Annotated in this window: 21 protein-coding genes; 15 read left to right on the top strand and 6 right to left on the bottom strand. The window is 70.3% G+C overall.

From position 1 onward, the window contains the following. The first annotated feature begins 3 nt into the window (after positions 1-3). Genes BIU99_RS07130 through BIU99_RS07150 form a run of 5 tightly spaced genes read left to right on the top strand, consistent with a single transcriptional unit; the run spans position 4 to position 5265 of the window. Complete coding sequence (locus tag BIU99_RS07130) at positions 4-846, top strand: carbohydrate ABC transporter permease (RefSeq protein WP_064294955.1); 843 nt, start codon at positions 4-6, stop codon at positions 844-846. After that, positions 843-2471 (top strand): glycoside hydrolase family 3 protein, encoded by a 1629-nt coding sequence (locus BIU99_RS07135; RefSeq protein ID WP_071260466.1) that lies wholly within the window; start codon positions 843-845, stop codon positions 2469-2471. Before BIU99_RS07130 ends, BIU99_RS07135 begins: the two co-directional genes overlap by 4 nt. Further along, the gene (locus BIU99_RS07140; protein WP_071260468.1) at positions 2468-3409 is read left to right on the top strand and encodes an N-acetylglucosamine kinase; all 942 of its coding nucleotides are present in this window, start codon (positions 2468-2470) and stop codon (positions 3407-3409) included. Before BIU99_RS07135 ends, BIU99_RS07140 begins: the two co-directional genes overlap by 4 nt. Then, positions 3393-4406, top strand: a complete 1014-nt coding sequence (gene murQ, locus BIU99_RS07145; protein ID WP_083397235.1) for an N-acetylmuramic acid 6-phosphate etherase — start codon at positions 3393-3395, stop codon at positions 4404-4406. The genes BIU99_RS07140 and murQ overlap by 17 nt, the downstream gene beginning before the upstream one ends. Continuing rightward, entirely contained in the window at positions 4396-5265 is an 870-nt protein-coding gene (locus BIU99_RS07150; RefSeq protein ID WP_071260469.1) for a MurR/RpiR family transcriptional regulator, read from the top strand. Before murQ ends, BIU99_RS07150 begins: the two co-directional genes overlap by 11 nt. Positions 5266-5343: 78 nt before the next feature. Here BIU99_RS07150 and BIU99_RS07155 read toward each other — a convergent pair whose 3' ends face one another. Beyond that, positions 5344-6066 carry an SDR family NAD(P)-dependent oxidoreductase gene (locus tag BIU99_RS07155; protein ID WP_071260471.1) on the bottom strand — a complete coding sequence of 241 codons (723 nt, stop codon included), beginning with the start codon at positions 6064-6066 and terminating at the stop codon, positions 5344-5346. Next, positions 6066-6998, bottom strand: a complete 933-nt coding sequence (locus tag BIU99_RS07160) for a helix-turn-helix transcriptional regulator (RefSeq protein ID WP_071260473.1) — start codon at positions 6996-6998, stop codon at positions 6066-6068. Before BIU99_RS07160 ends, BIU99_RS07155 begins: the two co-directional genes overlap by 1 nt. Positions 6999-7126: 128 nt before the next feature. Between BIU99_RS07160 and BIU99_RS07165 the strand changes: the two genes are divergently transcribed. From BIU99_RS07165 to BIU99_RS07180, 4 genes are read left to right on the top strand one after another with little or no spacing between them, the layout of a single operon-like run. Next, complete coding sequence (locus tag BIU99_RS07165) at positions 7127-8152, top strand: zinc-dependent alcohol dehydrogenase family protein (protein WP_071260475.1); 1026 nt, start codon at positions 7127-7129, stop codon at positions 8150-8152. After that, positions 8149-9375: an MFS transporter gene (locus BIU99_RS07170; protein ID WP_254773592.1), complete on the top strand. Its 1227-nt coding sequence runs from the start codon at positions 8149-8151 to the stop codon at positions 9373-9375. The genes BIU99_RS07165 and BIU99_RS07170 overlap by 4 nt, the downstream gene beginning before the upstream one ends. A 54-nt stretch (positions 9376-9429) precedes the next feature. Next, entirely contained in the window at positions 9430-10410 is a 981-nt protein-coding gene (locus BIU99_RS07175; protein ID WP_139205364.1) for a hypothetical protein, read from the top strand. Between the two features lie 39 nt (positions 10411-10449). Beyond that, a complete protein-coding gene (locus BIU99_RS07180) occupies positions 10450-10944 on the top strand; it encodes an NUDIX domain-containing protein (RefSeq protein WP_071260477.1) in 495 nt (164 codons plus the stop codon). Positions 10945-10978: 34 nt separating this feature from the next. Here BIU99_RS07180 and BIU99_RS07185 read toward each other — a convergent pair whose 3' ends face one another. Then, positions 10979-11809, bottom strand: coding sequence for a hypothetical protein (locus tag BIU99_RS07185; RefSeq protein WP_071260478.1), 831 nt, complete (start codon positions 11807-11809; stop codon positions 10979-10981). A gap of 158 nt (positions 11810-11967) precedes the next feature. Between BIU99_RS07185 and BIU99_RS07190 the strand changes: the two genes are divergently transcribed. Continuing rightward, positions 11968-13968, top strand: coding sequence for an AarF/ABC1/UbiB kinase family protein (locus BIU99_RS07190; RefSeq protein WP_071260480.1), 2001 nt, complete (start codon positions 11968-11970; stop codon positions 13966-13968). 43 nt (positions 13969-14011) lie between these two features. Further along, entirely contained in the window at positions 14012-15259 is a 1248-nt protein-coding gene (locus BIU99_RS07195; RefSeq protein WP_071260481.1) for an APC family permease, read from the top strand. A gap of 88 nt (positions 15260-15347) precedes the next feature. On the opposite strand, the gene BIU99_RS07200 is transcribed toward BIU99_RS07195, so the two are convergent. Then, positions 15348-15998, bottom strand: a complete 651-nt coding sequence (locus BIU99_RS07200; RefSeq protein ID WP_064294938.1) for a GntR family transcriptional regulator — start codon at positions 15996-15998, stop codon at positions 15348-15350. 242 nt (positions 15999-16240) lie between these two features. Between BIU99_RS07200 and BIU99_RS07205 the strand changes: the two genes are divergently transcribed. From BIU99_RS07205 to BIU99_RS07215, 3 genes are all read left to right on the top strand, one after another. Next, positions 16241-18628, top strand: coding sequence for an immunoglobulin-like domain-containing protein (locus BIU99_RS07205; protein ID WP_071260483.1), 2388 nt, complete (start codon positions 16241-16243; stop codon positions 18626-18628). A gap of 116 nt (positions 18629-18744) precedes the next feature. Further along, positions 18745-19410: a hypothetical protein gene (locus tag BIU99_RS07210; RefSeq protein WP_071260484.1), complete on the top strand. Its 666-nt coding sequence runs from the start codon at positions 18745-18747 to the stop codon at positions 19408-19410. A 180-nt stretch (positions 19411-19590) separates the two neighbouring features. Further along, complete coding sequence (locus tag BIU99_RS07215; RefSeq protein ID WP_064294941.1) at positions 19591-21843, top strand: leucine-rich repeat domain-containing protein; 2253 nt, start codon at positions 19591-19593, stop codon at positions 21841-21843. 129 nt (positions 21844-21972) lie between these two features. On the opposite strand, the gene BIU99_RS07220 is transcribed toward BIU99_RS07215, so the two are convergent. Together BIU99_RS07220 and BIU99_RS07225 are read right to left on the bottom strand one after the other, a co-directional pair. After that, entirely contained in the window at positions 21973-22575 is a 603-nt protein-coding gene (locus BIU99_RS07220; RefSeq protein ID WP_064294942.1) for a hypothetical protein, read from the bottom strand. Positions 22576-22708: 133 nt separating this feature from the next. Next, the gene (locus BIU99_RS07225) at positions 22709-23044 is read right to left on the bottom strand and encodes a nuclear transport factor 2 family protein (RefSeq protein WP_071260485.1); all 336 of its coding nucleotides are present in this window, start codon (positions 23042-23044) and stop codon (positions 22709-22711) included. A 264-nt stretch (positions 23045-23308) separates the two neighbouring features. Here BIU99_RS07225 and BIU99_RS07230 point away from each other — a divergent pair. After that, the coding region (locus BIU99_RS07230) for a hypothetical protein (protein WP_217634978.1) at positions 23309-24058 on the top strand (750 nt) is incomplete at its 3' end.

Genomic DNA, 24058 nt, shown 5'->3' on the forward strand with positions numbered 1-24058 from the left:
CCGATGCACCGGAAGGCGAGCGGTCGGAAGATCCGCTCGAACACCGTCAAGGCGATCCTCGTCACCCTGCTGCTCGTCTTCACGCTGTTCCCGGCGTACTGGATGCTGTCGAGCGCGTTCGACGCACAGGCGTCGAGCGGCGGACAGTCGTTCTTCCCGAAGGAACTGTCGCTCACGAACTTCCAGTCGGTCCTGACCGACGGCGGCTTCGGCGTCTTCCTCCGCAACTCCGCGATCGTGGCAGCCGCCACCGTGCTCATCTCGGCGGCCGTCGCGCTCCTCGCCTCGGTCGCGGTCGCCCGCTTCCGGTTCAAGTTCCGCACCGCGGTGCTGCTCATGATCCTCGTCGTGCAGATGGTGCCGCTCGAGGCGCTCGTGATCCCGCTGTTCGTGCAGATCCGTGACCTGCAGCTGCTCAACACCCTGCTCGGGCTCATCATCGTGTACGTCGCGCTCGCGCTGCCGTTCGGCATCTGGATGCTCCGCGGCTTCGTCGCGGCGGTGCCGGTGGAGCTCGAAGAGGCGGCCTTCCTCGACGGTGCCAGCTGGTGGCGCATGTTCCGCTCGATCATGCTCCCGCTCGTGGCCCCGGGCCTCGTCGCGACGAGCGTGTTCAGCTTCATCACGGCCTGGAACGAGTTCATCTTCGCGATGACCCTGCTCGGCGGCTCGACGGAGAACTACACGGTGGCCATCGGCCTCAAGCAGTTCTTCGGCCTGAACTCCAACGACTGGGGTTCGGTCATGGCGGCGTCGACCATCATCACGATCCCGGTCATGATCTTCTTCATCCTCGTGCAGCGCCGCCTCTCCGGCGGACTGGTGTCCGGAGCGGTGAAGGGATGATCGACCCAGACGTCGCGCGGCTCGTCCGGGGCGTCCTCTGGCCGGGGTTCCTCGGCCGGACCGCCCCGGACTGGCTGCTGCGCGAACTGGACGGCGGCCTCGCGGGCGTCGTGTACTTCGGGCAGAACCTCTCCTCGGACCCGGCGGAGGTCGCGGCGCTGTCGGCCGAACTCCGCGTCCATCGGCCCGAGGTCCTCATCGGCGTCGACGAGGAGGGCGGCAACGTCTCCCGCCTGGAGGCGCAGACGGGTTCCACCCTGCCCGGGCATGCGCAGCTCGGTGCACTCGACGACGTCGAGACGACGCGCGCGGTGGGTTCGGCACTCGCCGAGCGGCTCCACGCGGCCGGGGCGAACGTCGCACTCGCGCCCGTCGCCGACGTGAACACCAACCCCGCGAACCCGGTCATCGGGGTGCGCTCGTTCGGACCCACCGCCGACCTCGTCTCCCGCCACGTCGCCGCGATGGTCGACGGATTGCAGACCGGCGGGGTCGCCGCGTGCGTCAAGCACTACCCCGGACACGGCGACACGGCGAGCGACTCGCACCTGGATCTGCCCCGCATCGACCTGGACCTGGCGGAGCTCGAAGCCGAGCATCTGCCACCGTTCGACGCGGCGATCGCCGCCGGCGTCGCGAGTGTCATGACCGCCCACATCGTCGTCCCGGCGTTCGGCGACGCCCCGGCGACACTCAACCCGATCCCCCTCCGCCGGCTGCGCGAGAGCGGCTTCGACGGTGTCATCATCTCCGATGCACTCGACATGGCCGCCATCCGTTCCACCACCGGCTCCGGACGCGGGGCGGTCCTCGCCCTCCAGGCCGGGGTCGATCTGCTCTGCATCGGCAACCCGTCCAACCTCGGGCCGAAGCAGGGCGCGACGACCGACGAGGACGACTACCTCGAGGTGTTCGAGGCGGTCTGCGCCGCGGTGGCCGACGGTGAGCTCGATCGAACGATCGTCGAGCGCGCGGCCGCCCGGGTGGCGTGGCTCGCACGGTCCGTCAGCCCTTCGACAGACTCAGGGACCGGGGAATCGGTCCCCGAGGAGTCCCCGGTCCCCGAGCGGTCCACGGCCCCTGAGCTTGTCGAAGGGCCCTTCTCCGACGCCATCCGCCGGGTCGTGCGCGTCCGGGGCGAGGTCGCGATCGACGTGTCGGCGATCACCCTCGTCGACCTCCGCGACCGACCGACCTTCGCCGTCGCCTCGGCCCACGATCCGTTCGCCGAATCGCTCGCCGCACGGTTCGCCGTCGCCCGGCTCGCTGCCGGCCCGAGCCTCCGGACACCGGATCCGCACGCCGAGGCGCCCGCCTCCGACGAGCTGGCCCTGCTGCTCGAGACGATCCCCGCCGACGACGGCGTCGTCCTCCTCGCGGACCGCCTCGGCGGCGACACCCCGCAGCGGCTCGCGGTGGACCGTGTCGCGCTGGTCCGGCCGGACGCCGTCGTCGTGAGCGTTGGACTGCCGCTCTCCGAGGACGCCGTCCTCCCCCTGCCGGTGATCGACACGCTCGCAGCCTCCCGGGCGTCCGCCGACCGGGTCACCGAACTCCTGTCCGCGGCCTCCGCCGCGGCGCCGACGCACCACCTGCACGACCAGCACCACCGGAACGGATCATGAACCACCTCGCAGCACCCGTCCTCGCCATCGATCTCGGGAAGACCTCCTGCCGCGCCCGCATCACGAGCGGATCCGGCGACGGCCTGACCGTCCTCGCGGAGGCGCGCGGCCACGGGGCACCGGGCCTCGCCGACCACGAGGGCGCGGAGCTGTCGGCCCGCGCAGTCCTCGAAACGGTCGCGCACCTTCCCGCAGACCTCCTCGCCGAGGTGGAGCACGTCGGGATCGGCGCCGCCGGGGTGGAGGCGGCACCGCACGAGGTCGCCGCATTCACCGCCGAACTGCGCCTGGCGCTCGGTGCGACGATCGCCGTCGTGAACGACGCCCTCGCGGCCCACGCCGGTGCGTTCGCCGGTGGTCCCGGCACGGTGCTCATCGCCGGCACCGGCTCCGTCGTGTTCGACGTCGACGCCGACGGCTCCGTGAAGCAGATCGACGGTTGGGGTCCTTGGCTCGGAGACGAGGGCAGCGGTCGATGGATCGGGCAGCAGGGCCTCGAGGCCTGCATGCGCGCCTTCGACGGCCGCGGCCCCGCCACCACCTTGCTCGCCGACGCCGAGGCGCTCATCGGCTCGATCCCCGCGCTCCCCCGCTGGGTCTCGAGCACCGGAGCACCGGCCCGCCAACTCGGCACCTTCGCGCCCACGGTCATCACCCGAGCCGAGGAGGGCGACGCGGTCGCCGCGGACATCGTCGACGCCGCCTGCGCCCATCTCGCCGTGAGCGCCGCCGCTGCCCGCACGGGTGCCGTGTGCGTCGTCGGCGGGATCGCCTCCCACCCCTACGTCGCCGCACATCTCGCGACGGCCCTGCACGAGGTCGGCGTCGACCTCGTCGCACCCCGCGGTGACGCACTCGACGGAGCCAGACTCGTCGCACTCGACACCGCGATCTCCTACGACGGAAGGGTCGTGCGCGACGATGTCCACGCAGCCTGAGGACGCTTCGGCCGCCCACCGTTCGACAGGCTCAGGGACCGGTGAACGCGACATCATCCGCGCGGAGCTCGCCACGCTCTCGACGGAGCAGGTGAACGAACGACACCCCGACCTCGACGCCCTCTCCACCCGGGAACTCGTCTCCGCGATGAACGAGGACAACCGTTCCGTCCCCGACGCCATCGCGGCCGTGGAACCCGAGATCGCCGAGGCCGTCGAAGCGATCGTCGAGCGCCTCCGCCGGGGCGGACGACTCGTCTACCTGGGCGCCGGGACCGCCGGACGGATGGGCATCCTCGATGCGAGTGAGGCACCACCCACGTTCGGGACCGACCCCGGCCTCATCGTCGGACTCATCGCGGGTGGTCCGGGCGCCATCCAGCAGGCGGTGGAGAACGCCGAGGACCGCGACGACCTCGGTCGGGCGGATCTGGAGTCGCTGTCGATCACCGCGGACGACGCCGTCGTGGGGGTCTCCGCGTCCGGCCGCACGCCCTACGTCCTGGGCGCCCTCGAGTACGCGCGCTCGATCGGTGCGATCACGATCGGCCTGTCGTGCAACGCCGGCTCCCCGCTCGCCCGGGACGCGGACATCGGCATCGAGGCGGTCGTCGGTCCGGAGCTCCTCACGGGATCGACCCGGCTGAAGGCGGGGACGGCGCAGAAGCTCGTGCTGAACATGCTGTCGACGATCACGATGGTGCGGCTCGGGAAGACGTACCGGAACCTCATGGTCGACCTCCTCACCACGAACGAGAAGCTGCGGGCGCGAGCGGAACGCACGGTCATGTTGGCGACCGACGTCGACGCCGCCACGGCCGCGAAGACGCTCGCATCCGTGGACGGCTGGGTGAAGGCCGCTATCCTCGTCCTCGTGACCGGCATCGCCGCAGACGAAGCCGTCGCCCGCCTCCGTGGTGGCGACGGCTCCCTCAGCGCGGCCATCGCAGCGCACGCCGTCGAAGACCCGACGGGGGCCGCACCGGATGTCCACTGACGCGCTGCTCGTGCTCCGCCAGGCGATCCCTCGTCTGAGCGCCGCCGAGACGCGCGTCGCCGAGACCATCATCGGCACCCCCTCGCTCGTCGTCGAGCTGACCATCACCGAACTCGCGAAGGCGTGCGGCACCTCCCAGGCGACCGTCGCGCGGTTCTGCCAGACCATCGGGTACACCGGCTACCGTGAGTTCCGGGTGGCCGTCGCGACCTCGACGAGTCGCGAGCAGGCGGAGCGTGACCGGTTCGAGGTCGACGACGCCGACATCGACCCGGACGACTCGGTCGAGACGGTCGTCGCGAAGGTCGCGTACCAGGAGGTGCAGGCGATCGAGCTCACCGCCCGCTCGCTCGACCGCGACGCCCTGGACGCGGTCGTCGACGCCCTCCTCGTCGCCCCACGGATCGACGTCATCGGTTTCGGATCCTCGAACCTCACGGCGCAGGACCTCCATCAGAAGCTCTACCGGATCGGCATGCCGGCCAACACCTTCGTCGACGCCCACCTCGCACTGCCCTCGGCCGCCCTCCTCGGGCCCGGCGGGGTGGCCATCGGCATCTCGCACTCCGGGCTCACGGTCGAGACCGAGCAGGCGATGCAGCTCGCGCGGGCCGCCGGCGCGACGACCGTGTGCATCACGAACTTCCCCGACTCCCCCATCGCCGGCCGGTGCGACCTCGTCCTCGCGACGCAGGCGAGGGAGAGCCGTTACCGTTCGGGTGCGATGTCGTCGCGCATCGCCCAGCTCGCGCTCGTCGACCTGCTCTTCATCCGTGTCGCCCAACGTCGTTACGACGCCGCGGCCGAGTCCCTCCGCGTCACCTACGAGTCGATCCAGGACCACCGCATCGACACCTGAGTCCGGCCCGGCCGGCGAGAGCGCAGTCGATGCTCTCGAATTCGCCCCGTGAGCGCGTGTACTGCGCTCTCGTGGGAGTCACGGCAGCAGCGGCACGCCCGTGTGCTCGGCGAGCGCAAGCAGCAGCTCGTCCTGGAACGCTTCGTCTCGGACCGCGCGGTGCGGCTCCTCGCGTCGCTGGTGGTGCCAGTATCCGGAGGTGTCGGCGCCGCGCCCTTCGGCGAGCGCCACCTGGGTCCGGTGCCCGAGTTCCAGATCGTCGGGCGCGTTCGGCCCGCCCATCCGTGTCGGCACCCACCCCGGGTCGACCGCGTTGCTGAACACCCCGGGACGCACTCGCGCGATGGCCGCCGCGAGGACGGTCACGAGGAGTTTGCTGTCGGAGTAGCTCGCCGTCCTCGTGGAACCCGACCAGTCGAGGCCGTCGAGCGTCGCGGTACCGCCGCGGTGCATGCTGCTGCTGAGGAACACGAGTCGCCGCGCGGGGACGAGGGCGGTGAGCAGGTAGGGCGCGACCACGTTGACCGGCAGGACGGCCGTTCCGTCGAGGACGCCGGCGTTGTGGATGATCGCGTCCACGGGACCGGCTGCGGCGACCTGCTCCGCGAGCTCATGGACGCCGTCGAGGGTGGTGAGGTCACCGGTGACGAGGTGCGCGGAGGGCTCGTCGAGCAGTCGGACACCGTCGGCGCGGGCAAGGCTCCGTGCGTGGACGAGCACCTCGTGCCCGTGGTCGACCAGCTCGGTCGCGGCGCCGAGCCCCAGGCCGACGGCGGCACCGGTCACCAGGATGCGCGGCATCAGCGACCCCCTGCCCGTCCGGCCTCGCTGGTGTCGGGCTCGTTCGTGACCGCCGCACCGTCACGCTGCGCAGCCTGCCGCTGGGACGCCGCCCAGTTCGCGAGCAACTGCAGTCGCTCGGCGGATGGCGAGCCGGGCTCCGCCGTGTAGACGAGCACGACGTGACCGGGGTCGGCCGTGATCGCGAGCTCCTCGTAGGCGAAGGTCATCTCGCCGACGATCGGGTGGTTGAACCGCTTCGTGCCCGTGCCGTGCGTGCGCACGTTGTGCGCTCCCCAGAGCGTGCGGAAGGCGTCGCTCCGGGTCGACAGCTCACCGACGAGGTCGTGCAGTCCTTTGTCGTGCGGGTCCCGGCCGGCCTCGGCACGCATGACCGACACGCACATCTCGGCGAAGACGTCCCAGTCGGGGTAGAAGTCACGGGAGGCCGGGTCGAGGAACTGGAACCGCGCGAGGTTCGGGGTGCGCCCGCCGTCGCCGATGACCGGTGAGTAGAACGCGCGCCCGAGCTCGTTGGTCGCGAGGAGGTCCTGGTGGGTGTTGCGGACGAAGGCGATGCCGTCGGTGATCGCATCGAGCATCCAGTGCAGGCTCGCCCGGGTCGGGGGGTTCTTGGCCACCCGGCGACGCGGTCGACCGGAGAGTGGGACGCCGTCGGCCGCGCGGGCGAGGTCGAACAAGTGGGTGCGTTCCGCCTCGTCGAGCTGGAGCGCCCGGGCGATGGCGTCGAGGACGGTCGAGGACGCTCCGGCGATGGCTCCGCGCTCCAGCTTCGCGTAGTACTCGACACTGACCCCGGCGAGCGCCGCCACCTCGGAACGCCGCAGCCCGGTCACCCGACGGTTGGGGCCCGCGGTGAGGCCGGCGAGTTCCGGGGTCAGCCGTGCCCGACGCGTCATGAGGAACTCGCGTACGTCTGCTCGATCGTCCATGCCTCCGACGATACGTCGTCGAGGCGACTCGACAGGTGCCCTCTCGGTACACCTCTCAGGCGGGACTCCCTCCCGCGTCGCCCCGGGCGTTGACTGGTCGCCTGCACCACCCGACAGAAGGAGCACACATGCGCGCAGTCGTCATGCACTCGCCCGGCGACGTCCGGGTCGAGGACCGTCCGGACCCCACCGTCATCGACCCGACCGACGCCGTCATCCGGCTCACGGCGACCTGTATCTGCGGTTCCGACCTGTGGCCGTACCGCGGGGTCGAGCCCGTCGACCACACGAACATGGGGCACGAGTACGTCGGTGTCGTCGAGCAGGTCGGCGAGGACGTTCGGACGATCGCCGTCGGCGACTTCGTCGTGGGCTCCTTCGTGACCTCCGACAACACCTGTGAGATCTGTCAGGCGGGGTACCAGTCGAAGTGCGTGCACGCCGAGTTCGTGTCGGTCGCCGCCGGCACGCAGGCGCAGCTCGCCCGTATCCCCCACGCCGACGGCACGCTCGTGGCGACGCCGGGGCAGCCGGACGCGGAGCTCATCCCCTCGCTGCTCGCCGCGTCCGACGTACTCGGGACGGGCTGGTTCGCCGCTGTCGCCGCCGAGGTGGGGCCGGGGAAGACGGTCGTGGTCGTCGGCGACGGGGCCGTCGGACTCATGGGCGTCCTCGCGGCCCGGGAGCTCGGGGCGGAACGCATCATCGCGATGTCCCGTCACGCCGACCGGCAGGCGCTCGCCCGCGAGTTCGGCGCGACCGACATCGTCGAGGAGCGCGGCGCCGAGGGTGTCGCACGGATCACGGAGCTGACCGGCGGTCTCGGCGCGCACAGCGTCATCGAGGCGGTCGGCACCGAGGAGTCCATGCTGCAGGCGATCCGCTCGACTCGCGGTGGCGGCCACGTCGGCTTCGTCGGCGTCGCCCACGAGGGTGTCTCGCTGCCGCTCGACGAGCTCTTCTTCGCCGAGGTGCACCTCCACGGTGGGCCAGCGCCGGTGCGACGGTTCCTCCCCGAGCTCATCCGGATGATCTGGGAGCGGAGGATCGACCCGGGGAAGGTCTTCGACCTCACGCTGCCGCTCGAGGACGCCGCCGAGGGCTACCGGGCCATGGACGAGCGTCGTGCGATCAAGGTGCTGCTGACACTGTGAACCCCGCGGAACCGATCACCTCGACCCCGGGCGCTCCGGCCGGGGCGTCGCCTCTCCCGACAGCCGGGCCGCCCACCCGGATGCCCTGGTTCGCGCTCGCGGCCCTCGCCGCCATGGGGTTCGTCCTCGTGGCCTCGGAGACGATGCCGGCAGGGCTCCTCCCGGTCATCGCCCGAGATCTCGAGACGAGCGAGGGCCTGATCGGTCAGTTCATCAGTGTGTGGGCGCTCGGGACCGTCATCGTCACGATCCCGGCGCTCGCCATCACCCGTGGGCTGCGTCGCAAGCCGCTCCTCCTCGGCGCGATCGTCGGGCTCATCCTCGCGAACACCGTGACCGCGGTCGCCGGGGACGTCGTCGTCGCGCTGGTGTCGCGGTTCGTCGCCGGTGCGTTCTGCGGGGTGATCTGGGGCATGCTCGCCGCCTATGGGCGTCGCATCAGCCCGCCCGACCGTGGAGGCCTCGCACTGTCGATCGTGTCCGTCGGAGCGCCCGCCGGGCTGGCGCTCGGGACACCGCTCGGCGCCTGGCTGGGCACCGCGTTCGACTGGCGCTGGGCGTTCGGAGGACTCACGGCGCTCGCGCTCGTCGTGCTCGTGTCCATCGCGGTGGTGGTGCCCGACGCGCCCGGACAGCCTCGCTCGGCACGGCTCCCGCTTCGACGGGTGCTCGTCCTACCGGGTGTCGCGGTCGTCCTCGCGGTGATCGTCGTCTGGATGCTGGCGCACAACACGGTCTACACCTACATCTCGCCGTTCCTTCGGTCCTCGGGCACGGGACTCGGAGCCGATCTCGTGCTGCTGGTCTACGGTGTCGCGTCCATCGCGGGCATCGGTCTCACGGCGGCGCTCATCGACCGGGCTCCGCGTGCGCTGCTCCACGGGAGCGTCGCGATGTTCGTCACGGCGGGCGCGCTGCTCCTGATCGGCCACGCGTCGATGGTCGCCGTCCTCATTGCGACCGTCCTGTGGGGCCTGGCGTTCGGCGGCTCCTCGGCCCAGCTGCAGTCGGCGCTCACCCGATCGGGACGCGAGCACTCGGACGTCGCGAACTCCTTCCTGCCCGTCGCGTTCAACCTCGCGATCTTCGCCGGCGGTGTCCTCGGGGCGCTCCTCCTCGGCACCTTCGACGGCCTGATCCTCCCGGTGGTCATGATCGCCCTCGGGCTCGCTGCGCTGCTGCTCACGATCGCGGGACGCCGTGCGGCCTTCGCCGCGGGGTGACGCGGAGGCCGAGCCGGTGGCCCCGCTCGCGTGAGACCATCGGGCATGGCTTCCATGGATGATGCACCCCGGATCGGGGACCTCGAGGTCGAGAGCGACGCACTCATCGGCGCCGGCACGACGCTCTCGGAGCTGGCGGACGAACTGGCCTGTGGCGTCGACGAGACCACCACCGCCGAGGCCCCGTCGGTTGGTTGGCGGGTGCTCCGCCGGTTGGAGAGCGGTGCGGTGTATCTCGGTTCGCCGGTCGATGCGGACCACCGGATCTGGCGCCTGGCACAGCTCCACACGGGAGAGCAGCCTCCGGTGGTGCGCGTGCACCCGGACACGTCGGACGTGCGACCGAGCCGAGCAGAACGCCGACAGGGCTTGGTGCTGCGATGGCCGTCGTTCGTCGCCGAGCTGGCTGACCCCAGTGAGCTCGTCATCGACATCGTCAACGCGGGCACAGCGAGATGGATGCCCACCGATGAAAGGTTCTTCGCCATCGGCGCGCTCACCGTTCCAGGCGAGACCTCGTTCTCCTTCGGATGGATGGGTTCCGCGGCGGGCCGCGCCGTCCCGCTCGACCCCGAGGAGTGCGCCCGAGTCCCGGTGCAACTCCAGCTGCAGTCCGACCCCACCTCACTGGAGCCCGGCCCCTACGACCTGCACGTCGTGGTCGTCGAACTCGGGCTTCGTCTCGCCGAGCCGCTCCGGGTCGAGCTGACCGCTGAGCTGATCGCGCGTCAGGTCTCCAAGCAGAACCGCCACCGGGCCGACCCCGCGAGCGAGCGCCGAGCCTTCGATCGACAGATCGAAGCAGAGCAGCTGCGAGTCGGTGCCCGCCGGTCCTGGCCCGAGATCGCCGAGGTGGTCGGGAGCGCGGTGTCGGACGACGAGGCGTTGGAGCGCATCGCAGCCGTCCTGGACTGTGAGCCGGAGCAAGCGACGTCCGTGTACGACTCCTCACTGCGCGCGATGGTCAGGGCGGACGCCGACCGTCGTGACGAGCAACTGCAGGAACTCATCCGGCAACGCGACGCCCTCGGGTGACCCTTCACCCGAGCACCTGAGACACCTAGACTCCCGCGCATGGGTTATGTCGGAAGCGATCTCTGGGAGCTGCGGCAGCTCGTGGGGCATCGGCTCCTCGCGCTCCCGGGTGCGCAGGTGATCGTGCTGGACAGCGAGGGGAACGCACTCTTCCAGCGGCGGGTCGACACCGGCCTGTGGGAGATCCCGGCCGGCAGCTGCGAGCCCGGAAGTAGCTTCGCGCAGACCGCAGTCATCGAACTGATCGAAGAGACCGGTCTGTCAGTGGACGAGCGCGACCTCGAACCGTTCGCCTGTCTCTCGGCCGCTGAGCACCACGTCCTCGAGTACCCGAACGGCGACCGGGTCCACGCGTTCGCGATGTGCTTCGTGGTACACACGTGGACCGGTTCGCTCCGCGCCGAGGCGGACGAGGTCGTCGAATTCCGTTGGGCCCCGCTCATCGCCCCGCCTTCACCGACGCATGGTCCCACCCTCGAAGTCCTGCGCCTGTTCGACGCCTACGCCGCGTCGGGAAGGTTTCAGGCGGGGTGACGCCGCGCTCCACGAGAGCGCAGTAGATGTCGCCTCAGACGGCGGATGAGCGCCGCTTGTGCGATCTCGGCGAGCGGGCCAGTCGGGGGAGGAAGAGCGCGAGCCCGAGGAGGGCGACGCCGAGCCAGGGGGCCACGGCACGGATGGCGGGGACCACCGGGCCGTCCTCGTACCAAGCGAGCGGGAAGCTGAGATTGGTGTTGCCCGCGGCATGCAGCGCGGCGAAGTCGAACAGGACGACCCACTCCTGTGGACGCTGCACTCCATCGGTGTAGTAGGGTGCCATCGCGAGGACCGAGGGTTCGTCCGTGGTGACCGTCTCACCGGCAGCGGCGACCTCGCCCCGGTTGATCTGCGCATCGGTGTACTCGGGCAGCCCAGCGCTCAACGGAACGTACATGCGCCATTCGTCGGCCAGTGACGCTTCACGCTCGTTCGGGTCCTCCACGCCATCCCGCCCGCTCACCGTGGCGATGAACCGTGCAGGAAGGTCGTCGGACAGGATGAGCTCGTACGGCTCGACGATCGACACGCGGTCCGGGACACGGGAGCGGGTGTCGACGTCGATGAGCGTGAAGGTCCGATCATCACGCGAGTACGACCCGAAGCGACCGACCGGGCCCTGGAATCGTTCGAGCTCGACCTCGGTTCCGTCCGCGGTGGTCACGGTGATGCGGTCGGGCGCGCTGAACGCCGGCCCGTCCGCCGGCACGACCGGGAGGGTGAGCCCTGCCGCACTGGTGAACGCGAGCACCGCCAGCACGCCGCAGAGGACGCGGATGACGACGAGCTGATGGCGACGAAAGGTCTCCCGGCGGCCCCCGTCCGCCGCCGCGGCCTGTTTCTGAACCCGCTGGTCGCCCATAGATATCCCCGTCCCCGTCCGACACCCTAGCGAACCCCGGGCGGAGAGGGACCGTTCCGCCGGATCCCGAGGAGGGTCAGCGCTCGCGCTCGCTCAGCCGGGCCGGATACGCTGGCGAGCGGGGCGAGACGACCGCTCGACCGACGAGGGGATGCCGGATGCTGACTGACGCACTCACCATCGTGCTGGCGGTCGTGTCGGCGCTGCTCCTCGGGTTCGCCGCCCGACGCGTGCTCGACGCCCCGGTGGGTTGGCCACGCAGCATCCTGGTCGGGCTCGTCGTGTTCGTCACCGGCCCACCGTTCGTGAACTGGCTGCTGCAACAGACCGGCCTGGTCCAGCCCGGTGAGGCCGGGGACGCTCGGGCGGCCTTCGCGGCGATCGCCGTCGCCCTCCTCGCGATCGGCTGGATCTTCGCCCTCGGGCTCGGTGTCCTCGTCGCCATCGAGGTCATCATCCCGACCCGGCCGCTGATGAACCCGATCGACGTCGTCCGCTCCGCGATCAAACGACGGCGACGGACGAGGCGATACCTGCAGATCCTCGCCATCGCATCCCGACACGGCGCGGGCTGGCTCGTGCACGGCCGGTCCCGCGTCCAGCTCGAACTCACCACGAGCGAGCAGCGCGCCAACGCGATCATCGCGACGATCAACGACTCCGGCGTCACCTTCGTGAAGCTCGGACAAGTGCTCTCCACGAGACGGGACCTCGTGCCCGAGCCGTACCTCAGCGCCCTCGCGTCCCTGCAGTCCGAGGCGACCACCCTCCCCTGGCACGAGGTCCAGGTCGTCATCGAGACCGAGCTCGGCGCACCGATCGACACCGTGTTCGCGTCGATCGACTCCGAACCGCTCGCGGCCGCATCCGTCGCCCAGGTGCACACCGCCGAGCTGCTCGACGGTACCCCCGTGGTCGTGAAGGTCCAGCGACCGGCCGCCCGCGTGCAGGTCGAGGCAGACGCCGACATCGTCGTCCGCCTCGCCGAGCGCGCCGAGACGCACACCAAGTTCGGGCAGGACCTCCGCCTCGCCTCCGTTGCGCGGGCCTTCACCTCGACCCTGCTCGAAGAACTCGACTACCGGATCGAAGCCCGCAACGTGGAGATGATCCGCAGCACCTTGAAGCGTCGCGATGAGCGCGACGAAGGCGTCCGGATCACGGTCCCACGCGTCTATCCGGCGGCCTCCAGTGCCCGCCTGCTCACCATGGACCTCGTCGACGGACTGCCACTCAGTCGAGCGCGGGACCGCATCGCGACCATCCCCAAGGAGGAACGCGAGACCCTCGCGACCGGCCTCATGGAGGTCGTGCTCGAACAGATCCTCGTGCACGGCGTCTTCCACGCCGACCTCCACCCGGGCAACGTCATCCTCCGCGAGGACGGATCGCTCGGACTGATCGACTTCGGGGCCGTCGGCGTCATCGAGCGCAGCCAGCGGCAGCGACTCACCGCGGTGATGCTCGCCACCGTCAGCGAGGACGACATCGCGGCGACCGACGCCCTCCTCCTCATCGTGGACCTGCCCGAGGACGCCGACCTCGATGCCCTGCGCCACGACGTGGGCATCGTCATCACGACCGAACGTCACCGCCCGGGTGGCGACGGCTCGATCTTCAGCCGACTCCTCGACGTCATCCGGCAGCACCACATCGCGCTCCCCGGCGACCTCGCCGCCGCGTTCCGCAGTTTCGCGACCCTCGAAGGGTGCCTCAAAGCGCTCGACCCCGATTTCGACATGTTCGAACAGGCCCTCCCGATGGTCCCGCGCCTGCTCCGCCGCTCGCAGTCCATCCGGCAGACGGCGGTCACCCTGCAGGCGCAGGCCGCCGTCACCGCCGCCTTGGCCCGCAACCTCCCGCGCCGACTCGACTCGCTGCTGTCCGGCCTCGAGGACGGGACGGTGGGCGTGACGCTGAAGGGCTTCGCCGATGAACCGGCGAAGGGGCTCGTGGAGGGTGTGACCGCGGAGATCGTGGGAACCCTGATCTCGATCGCCGCCCTCGTGATCGCCGTGGTCCTCGTCGTCACCGGTGCCGGCCCGGTCCTCCCCGGCGGCCTCCGGGTGTTCGACCTGATCGCGGCGTTCATCGGGTTCCTCGGCTTCCTGGGCCTGTTGCGCGTGCTGCGGCAGACCGTCGTCCGCCGAGGTCGGTGACCGGAGCACCCTGCTGTTCACCTGACGGCACTACCGTGATCGGGTGAGCGATCCCCGACTGCAGCGACGCCTGGGCACGAGCGCCGCGGTGTTCATCGGCCTGGGGTCGATGATGGGCGCCGGCGTCTTCGCGGTGTTCCAGCCGGCGGCGGAGGTCGCCGGCGCAGGACTCCTCATCGGGCTCATGATCGCCGCGGTCGTCGCCTGCTGCAACGCGATGTCCTCCGCGCAACTCGCCGCACAACTCCCCTCGGCCGGCGGCACCTACCTGTACGGCCGCGAACTCATCGGGCCGTGGTGGGGCTTCGCGGCCGGATGGAGCTTCGTGGTGGGCAAGACGGCGAGCGCCGCAGCCATGGCGGTCGCCTTCGCCGCGTACGCTGCACCGGCCGAGTGGAGTCGTCCGGTCGCCGCGCTCGCGGTCGCCCTCGTGGTCGTGACCAACTGCCTCGGGGTCACCCGCACCGCGACCGCGACCCGGGTGATCGTGGTGGCCGTCCTCCTGGTCCTCGCCGTGGTCGTCGGCTCAGGCCTCGTCGGACCGGACGCCGGTTCGACGGGGCTCGCGTCGCTCGGGTTCGACGCCGGCCCGCTCGCCGTGCTGCAGTCCGCGGGGTTGCTGTTCTTCGCTTTCGCCGGGTATGCGCGGATCGCGACCCTCGGCGAGGAGGTCCGCGACCCAGCCAAGACGATCCCGCGCGCCATCGGGATCGCGTTCGCCGTCGCGGTGATCGTCTACGCGGCCGTCGCGGTCGTGTCGCTGCTCACGCTCGGCGCAGACGGTCTCGCGTCCAGTGCGCGCCCCTTGGCCGCGGTGGTGGAGACGAACGGGTGGCCGTGGGCTGCGACGCTGGTGCGACTCGGTGCGGCGGCGGCCTGTCTGGGGGCGCTCCTCGCCGTGTTCGCAGGCATCGGACGGACCGCCTTCGCGATGGCGAGGACCGGCGACCTGCCCCGGGTGCTCGACGCGGTGCACCCGCGCTTCGCGACCCCCTACCGGGCGGAGCTCCTCGTCGGCGCGGTCGTCGTCGTCCTCGTCCTGCTCATCGACCTCCGGAGCGCGATCGGGTTCTCCTCGTTCGGCGTGCTGCTCTACTACGTGGTCGCCAACGTCGCGGCGTTCCGCCAGACGCGCGAGCACCGACGGTACCCTCGCGCGGTCAGTGTGTTCGGCGCCGTCGGTTGCGTCGTCCTCATGTTCACACTGCCGCCGACGTCGGTGCTCGTGGGCGGCGGCGTCATCCTCGTCGGGTTCGCCGGGCGGGCGGTGGCACTTCGGCAGGCTCAGTGACCGGAATTCGGCTCAGTGACCGGATGCTGGTCCCTGCCCTTCGACAAGCTCAGGATCCGCCTGTCGGAGGGTGGCCGACGAAAGGGGGCTACAGCTGCGTGGAGAGGCGGAAGATGTTCTCGACCGCCAGTTCGGCGGCGATCGCGTCACCGGCCTCGACCGCCTCACGGAGCTCCGGATAGCCCTGCTCCTTGGCCGCCCAGTCCGTGTTCTCCTCGGTGCGGGTCGCGGAGGACCGGTAGGTGAGGCCGTCGATGATGTCCTTCGTCGCCGCGACGAGCGTGGCGTTCGGGCACGCGGCGATGAACGCGTCGAAGAGCTCCCAGCTGAGTCGCCCGTGCTCGGCCATGTCTCGCTGCTCGACGACCACGATCACCTGGTTGATCGCGCGGACGAGCGCCTTCTTCTGCGTCGCGCCGAGACCGGGCACGGTGACGCGGACGACACCGCCGAGCATCGCGCCCAGTGTCTGCATGACCTCGGTGCGCTGTGCCGGGTCGGGCAGGGCGACTCGGGTGTACCGCTGTGCGGCCATCTCGATGAGGCCGACGCGGGCGAGGTCGTTGAGGGCCTCGCGGATCGGCGTGCGGGAGATCCCGAGCCAGGACTGGAGTTCGCCGTCGTTGAGGTGCTCACCGGGCTCGAGGGTGCCGTCGAAGATGGCCGTGCGGATGCGTTCGACCGCGACCTCGCGGAGTGACCGACGCTCGACGGGCGGGTTGGCTGAGGGCACGGGCATGCGGGATCTCCTTCGTCGGCGAATGCTATGCCATCAGCGTACCGAATATCAGCGGATCCACCCGGGGTTGACGGGAGAGTCGACGACACCTGACGGGCGGGGTCACCGCGCGGTCACCGCAGGGTCGCCCGCCCGCAACCGCGCATTCATCCGGTCTCCGTACCGTGATCGGCTGCCGAGCGTTGCGATTCGCTCGGCGGTTCGGGCGATGCCTGCACCTCGGAAGAACACTGGAGATCTGCGTGAACGACATCACCGGCGCGACTGACACGCGCCACCGCTCGCGACACCGCGCGACGCGACTCGCCGGCGGCACCCTCGGAGCGCTCGTGCTCCTCGTGGGCGTCGGCACCACCGCCGCCGCACCGGCGCAGGCGGCCTCGTACCCCGACACCTTCCTCGACACCGCGTCGACCGTCTGGAGCTACTCCGACGACGCGAGCGACCCGGCCGCCGGTTCCGCCGATCGCCTGGTCTGGACGCAGGGCGGCTTCGACGACAGCGCATGGAAGACCGCAAACGGCAGCTTCGGCGCGAAGAACGGTCGCGCGACCGGCATCGGCCCGTACACCGCGAAGACCCTGCTCAACCAGTACATCGACGGCAGCGCGGCACCCGATGTGCCGACGTATCACTTCCGTTCGGACTTCGAGCTGACCGGTGAGCAGCTCGACGGACTCGACAGCCTCCAAGGCAGCATCGTGTACGACGACGCCGTGCAGGTCTTCGTGAACGGCACCAAGGTCGCCGGCTTCGTCGACGAGCAGGTCGAGGCGGCGCCGGAGGCGTCACGCAACCAGATGTACGCCGGCGCCAGCAACGGCGATCCGCTCACCTCCACGTTCACCGTCCCGGCGAGCGCACTCGTCGCCGGCGAGAACACCGTCGCGGTCGCGCTCCACCAGGATCGGGCCACGAGCTCGGACATCTACTTCGACCTGACCTCGCTCGCCCCGGTCGCAGCCGACGAACCCGTGTCGATCTCCGACGTCGTCCTCACGATCGGCGCCGATGAGAGCGAACGCGGCATCACCTGGTACAGCGACCGCGATGTCGCCCAGGTCGCTCAGGTCGCACCGGCGTCCGCGATGACCGGTGACGCCTTCCCCGAGGCGTCGGCGGTGAACGTGCCGGGTGTCGGCGGCGTCACGACGAGTGGTGAGTTCAACCGCTTCGCGACGATCACGGGACTCGCCGAGAGCACCGGTTACGTCTACCGGGTCGGCAGTGACGACAACGGATGGTCGGAGGTCTCGGCGTTCACGACCAAGTCCTTCTCCGGCGACTACGACTTCCTCTTCGTCGGGGACCCGCAGATCGGAGCCTCCGGGAACGTGGCGAACGACCAGGCCGGCTGGGCCGACACCCTGGACGTCGCACAGGCCGCCTACCCCGATGCGGAACTGCTGTTCTCAGCGGGTGACCAGGTCGAGCGCGCCGGCAACGAGGACCACTACAACGCCTTCCTCGCCCCCGAGCAGCTCCGCACCATGCCGCTCGTGCCCGTCAACGGCAACCACGACGTCGGCTCGAAGGCCTACGAGCAGCACTACAACGTGCCGAACCTGGACCCCACCGCCGGCGCGGCGACCTCCGGTACCTCCTCGGGCGGCGACTACTGGTTCTCCTACAAGGACGTCCTGTTCATGGTGATCAATTCGAACAGCAGCGACTACGACTCGCACGCCGCGTTCCTCGAGCAGGTCGTCGCCGAGCAGGGTGCGTCCGCGAAGTGGAAGGTGCTCGCGTTCCACCACTCGATCTACTCGGTGGCGGCGCACACGAACGACACGCAGATCGTGGACATGCGGGCGAAGCTGCCGTCGATCATCTCCGACCTCGGCGTCGACCTCGTCCTCCAGGGACACGACCACAGCTACACGCGCAGCTACCTCATCAAGGACGGCGAGCTCGCGAACCCGGACGAGACCGCCGCACAGGGCACCGTCACCGCGGGCCCAGGCGAGGTTCTCTACGTCACCGCAAACTCCGCGAGCGGGTCGAAGTACTACGACGTCAAGGCGCCCGACGCCTGGTTCGCCTCGGTCATCAACCAGGAGTACACGCGCAACTACTCGAACATCCGGGTGACCGACGACTCCATCACGATCACGACGCTCCGGAGCGAGGCCAACTCTGCCGCCCGGGCGGCGGTGAACAGCGTCGTGGACGAGGTGACCCTGCAGCGCGAGGACACCGTCGCGCCGCAGCTCGTGCTGCCTGAGACCGAGACCACGGTGGAGCAGGGCGCTGCGTTCGACGCGCTCGCCGGCGTCACGGCGACGGATACGCGCGACGGCGACCTGACCGCGGCGATCACCGTCTCAGGATCGGTCGACACGATGACGCCGGGCACCTACGCCCTGAGCTACGCGGTGTCCGACGCCGCCGGCAACACAGCGACGGCAAGCCGCTCGGTCACGGTCACCGCTGCCCCCGCCGTTCCCGGCACACCGGGCGCCGGCAGCGGGACGGGTCCAGGTTCCCCGACGCCGGTCGCGTCCGGCTCCGACCCGCTCGCGAACACGGGTGCGGAGATCGGCGGGATCGTCGCGATCGCGTTCATGCTCCTGTTGGGTGGCGCGCTGACACTGCTGCAGCGTCGGGCCCGCGCGCGTCGCGAGGGCTGACCTCGGGCGGGTGCCCCGTCGTCCATGGTCGTCCGCGACCCGACGGCGGGGCACCTCTGCTTCCGCGTCCGGCCCCGGTCGGTCATCTCGTCATCGCCTGCACGATCGGATCCCACATGTCGTCCACCCGCACGCGCCCATCGCGCGTCGCCCGCTTCCACTCCGCAGCCGTCTTCGCGCTCGCACTCGCACTGACCGGGTGCTCCGGAACCGGTGGAACCGACGGGGTCCTGACGGCGCCGACCGGTCGGACCGACGCTGCGCCGTCGGTGCCGGGCGCGACGAGCACGCCCGAGCCCGCCTCATGGGCCGACGCCGTCGCACCGGAGGGGTTCACGGTCGCCGTCGTGACCGCAGTGCCCCAGGGCGCCGACCCCGAGATCGACGCCGCGGTGGACGCCATCGGCGCGCGAACCGGCGCGGCCGTCAGCAGGACGGTGGTGCCTCCCGGGGGCGCCGACACGGGAGATCCCCTCACGGACGTGCTCGCCGGCTCCCCCGACCTCGTGGTCGTGCTCGGCCTGGAGCTGCTCGACGTCGCCGACCGCTCCTCGGCGTCCAATCTCGGGCAGCAGTTCCTCATCATCGGCGCACAATTGCCGGAGCCGACGGCGAACGTCACCGCGGTGGTCTGGCCGGGTGCGACCGCGCGACGTGCCGACGAGCCACGCGCGGTGCCGAACGGCTTGCCGGGGGTCGTCGCGCATGCGGGCGACGCGCTCCAGGCGGGCCTCGCGGCGCTGATCGCCGACACGACGGGCGGGGTGCTCGTCCTGTCGTGAGCCAAAGTGGCAGTGGAGGGCGGCGCCCCTCGTGATACGAGAAACTCGATCTGAACATATCCTGCATATCAGACTGATATACTGATCCTTCATCGTGAGCTGAGCTCCGTTCGCCGGAAGTCCGTCCGCGCCGTGGCGAGAGCCATGGTCTTCGACCAGCTCCCCCATCGAAGGAATCTCATGACCCCTCCCTCACTCGTCCAACCCGACCCAGGCGTCGGTGCCGCTCCGCCGCGGAGACGGGCACCCGTACTCCGCTCCATCGCCGCGCTGGCGATCGGCGCCGTCGCGGCGATCGCCAATGCCACGCCAGCGCACGCCGCAGACGTCACGTTCGCCGATGGCAACCTCAACTACTGTGTCCAACAGGCGCTCGGGCTCCCATCCGGGACGCCCATCTCCGAGGAGCAGGCTGCGACGGTGACCACGCTCCGCTGCGGCACGACCGTCCAGTCGCTTGTCGGCATCGAGTCACTCACCAACCTCACGTCACTCTCGCTCACCCGTGCGCCGCTCTCCGCCGGCGTCGAGCCGCTCGCGTCCCTCGCTTCGATCACGAGCCTGTCGCTCACCGGGACATCGAGTCTCGACCTGTCGGTCATCGCCGGGATGACACAGCTCACATCGCTCAACATCCAGTCCGCGCCGCTGACCGACCTGTCGCCGCTCGCCTCGATGGTGAACCTCACGAGCCTCGGACTCAACGACGTCGGGGCCAGCGATCTGAGCCCCCTCAGCGGTCTCTCCGGCTTGGAAGCCCTCTCCGTCAAGGGCAACCGGCTGACCACGCTGGCGCCGCTGTCGACACTCACCGCGCTGCACTCGCTCGAGGCGGCGTCCAACCAGATCTCCGACGTCTCGCCGGTGGCGAGCTTGACGAGGCTGCAGCACCTGAACCTGCTCTCCAACCAGATCGAGGACGTCACGCCGATCCAAGGCCTCACGAACCTCCGCACCCTGAACCTGCAACTCAACCGCGTGTCCGACGCCGGCCCGTTGAGCACCCTGACGAGGTTGACCTCCCTGGCGCTCGACGACAACCGGATCACCGACCTCTCGCCCTTCATCCCGCTCACCGCGCTCCAGGTGCTCACGATCAACGACAACCTGATCGAGGACGTCACACCGCTCCGCGAACTGGTCCACATCGAGACCCTCGAGTTGTCCGGGAACCACATCTCCTCCATCGCACCGCTCGCCGGCCTGGTCGCGACGAACTACGTCCGCCTGGACCGCCAGGTGATCGCGCTCCCCGAGATCGCCGTCGGCGCACCACAGGAGAACCCGATCCGGTCGCTCGACGGAACCCCGGCGCCCGTCACCTCGGCCACCGCGCAGTACGACTCAGCGAGCAACACCTGGACGTTCGCAGCGGTCGGCAACAACTCCCTCGCATGGACGGTCCGCGACCTCGGCATCGGCTCGTACTCCGCGTTCTCGGGGCGGATCACCCAGCGCTCGATCGCGACGGTCGGGTCGCTCGAACTCGAGCAGTCCATGGCGCTCGAGGAGACCGGCACCCACCCCGCCCCCGGCGACACGGTGACGCACACGTACACCCTCCGGAACACGGGCACGGCGACGGTCTCCGACGTCTCGATCACCGACACCACTCCCGGCCTCTCCGGATTCAGCTTCGACTGGCCCGCGGCCGAGCGTGTCCTCGCGCCGGGACAGGTCGCGACGGCGACGGCGACGAGCACGCTGACGCAGACCGACATCGATGCCATGCGCCTCGACAGCTCCGCCACCGCCACTGGAGCCGCGGCGACCTCGCCGGTGGTCTCGAACGAAGCGGCAGCCACCCTCCCGATCGACGGACTGAACGAGATCAGCGTGACCATCACGGCGGACACCACGTCCGTCGGCGAACCGGCGGCGGTCGGCGACCCCATCGGCTACGCCATCATCGCGGCGAACACCGGTACGCGAACCCTCACCGGGACAACGGTCACCGCATCGCTCCCGGAGCTGTCCGAGTTCGTCATCGAGTGGCCGGGCGCGGCGGGCGTCCTCGCTCCCGGCGAGCAGGTCCGCGTCACGACCGGGTACCCCATCACGGCGACGGACATCGAGCTCGGGTCGGTCAGGAACGTGGCGACCGCGAGCGGAACCGGGCCCGACGGCGTCGGCGTCGACAGCAGCGCCTCGGTGTCAACCGATCTGAGCAGCTCGATCGTCACGCCGGACCCGGAACCGACCCCGGACCCGGATCCCACGCCGACCCCGGAGCCCTCCCGGTCGCCCGCTCCGGGAACGGTCGCCCCGGCACCCGGCGCGACCACCGGCGACCTGGCGAAGACCGGCGTCGACAGCGGCGCGCTCACCGGACTCACCCTCGGCGCACTGCTCCTGTTCGGCGTCGGCGCCGCGGTGCTCGCGGAAACGCGCCGACGGTCACGCGCCGCAGCAGGCGCTGAGCGGAACGCGTAGACGCATCACTGGTGCAGCGGAGGGCGGGTTGTCGACAACCCGCCCTCCGCTGTGTTCCCGGAGCGACCCCGCTCGTCGGCATGATCGCCGAACGGCCGCCCAAGCCCGAATCCCGATCAGGCCTTCGGATCAGGCCTTCGGGATGAGCGGGATGACGTCGCGGCTCGGCGGAACGACCTCGCCGCTCTTGCTGCCGCCGATGACCTTGCCCTCCGGGCGGTCGTAGACGAGGTCGAACTCGGTCTCATCAGTGCGCACCCAGGCGCCGATCCAGCCGGTCGCCGTCTCACCGGCCGGTGTCGCCTGCAGGAGTGGGTACCCGGCCGACGCCATCGGAGCCTTCAACTCTTCGGGCGTTCCGAGGCCGAGCGTCACGTACTCGAGGTTGACGGCACGGGTGGTGACGGAGACCCGGTGCGGGAAGACGCTGCCGCCGTACTCGTCGCCGGCTTCGAGTCGGACCTGGACGAGCATCGGACGCAGGCCGTCGGTGGTGCCTGCAGGCGCCGGGAAGTCGTCGACGATCGCGAGGGCGGTCACCGTGGTGCCGTCGACATCGTCGGTGAGGGTGTGCTCCTGCAGCGGAGTGCTCGGTGGCTGCGACACGGACGGCGTCGGCGAGGCGGAGGATCGGCCCGCATCCGACGAGGAGCCGGTGGAGCAACCGGCGAGGGCGAGGGCGGCGACCGCGAATGCTGCGGCCAGGGTCGTTCGACGAGAACTGATGCGCATGACTCAATCCTGTCAGACACGCCCAGGTGCGATCCGTCGCCGGATGGTCGGGCGCGGGCGACGCGGGCGCACGGAACGGCCATGTGGCGTTGCAGTCCCGTGCGACCGCGATGCACGCGTTCGATCCAGCCCCTCAGACAGCGCCACCGAAATAGACCTCGACCTCCTGGACGGTTCCGTCCACGACACGAGTCGCTTCCAGGTTGCGATACGTCTTCCCTTGCACGACGTACTCGTAGCGGTGGAGGACGATGCCGTCGGTCTCGACGATCTGGAGCGTCACGCCCGGGGTGTCGAAATGGTCGGCGGTCGGGAAGCAACGCTCGAGCCAGGTCGCTCGGCCGAGGTGGTCGTCCTGCGGGCTGGTGAAGACGAAGTCCGCATGCATGAGCGCCTCGGCAGCATCCCGATCCTGCTCGCGGAACGCCCGCATGAACGCCAGAACCGTGTCGATCGCCGATGAACGCATGCGGTGATCCTACGCGCGGAGCTGGCGCGGCGGTTGGGGAAGATGTCCGCGTGGGCCCTTCGACACTTTCAGGGACCGGCTGCCGGCGTTTCGACCCCTGCGCCGGTCGCGGGGCCCGCTTGAACCTCCCGCAACGCTCTTCGATCGCCGAGGAGACTCGTTCCCTGAGCTTGTCGAAGGGCACCCTGAGCAAGCATCAACTGTGAGATAAATTCCCAGATCAGGAGCTGATTCTTTCGCCGCTCGAATGTCAGTGGTCCGTGTTTGGATGGACCCGTTACCAGCACCGCACCGAACCCGCTCACCGCCGCCGCGGTCGGGTTCGATGCGGTCTGGCAGAGCGCGCTCGATGCGATCCGTCCAGGCTCCGGTGTCGCGGAGCAGCTCGAGAACATGAACGACGAGGCGATCCTCCGCGTCCTCGACGAGCTCGGTGCCGTGCAGCATGCGGTCGAGGTCCTCGCCGCACGCGTCACCGGCGCGATCGCGTTGCGCCCGTCGCCTTCCCGCCGTGACGGCACCCTGGTGCGCGCCGCCGGTTACGCGAACCCGGGTGTCATGGTGTCCGAGCGGTGGCGGGTGGCGCGCGCCCGAGGCGCGGTGATCGCGGAGGTCGGTGCCGCCATCACGCGGCCGCGCGGGTTGCTCGGCGAGCTGGAGGAATGTCCGTTCCCCGCAGTCGCGGCAGCACTCGAACCGGCCGCCAGTCTCGAGTCATCGAACCCCGACGTAGTCTCGGACGACCCCAACCCGTCAACCAGCACCGGCACACCCAGAGCACCCCTGAGCGTCGACGGTGCCGCGGTCATCGTCCGGGAGCTCCGCAACGCCGGCCGCATCTGCACCAGAAGCGAACTCGAGGCGGCGTCGGTCATCGCCATCGAGCACGCCGCCCACGCGCCCCTGCAGGACGTCACCCGCATCGCGAAACTCGTCCGCACCCGCCTCGACCAAGACGGCCGCGAACCCCGCGACGAACTCCTCCGCCGCGCCGAACGCTGCACCATCCACGAA

Origin of the sequence: Plantibacter sp. MMLR14_011 (assembly GCF_001865025.1) — a bacterium.
Lineage (GTDB): Bacteria > Actinomycetota > Actinomycetes > Actinomycetales > Microbacteriaceae > Plantibacter > Plantibacter flavus_A.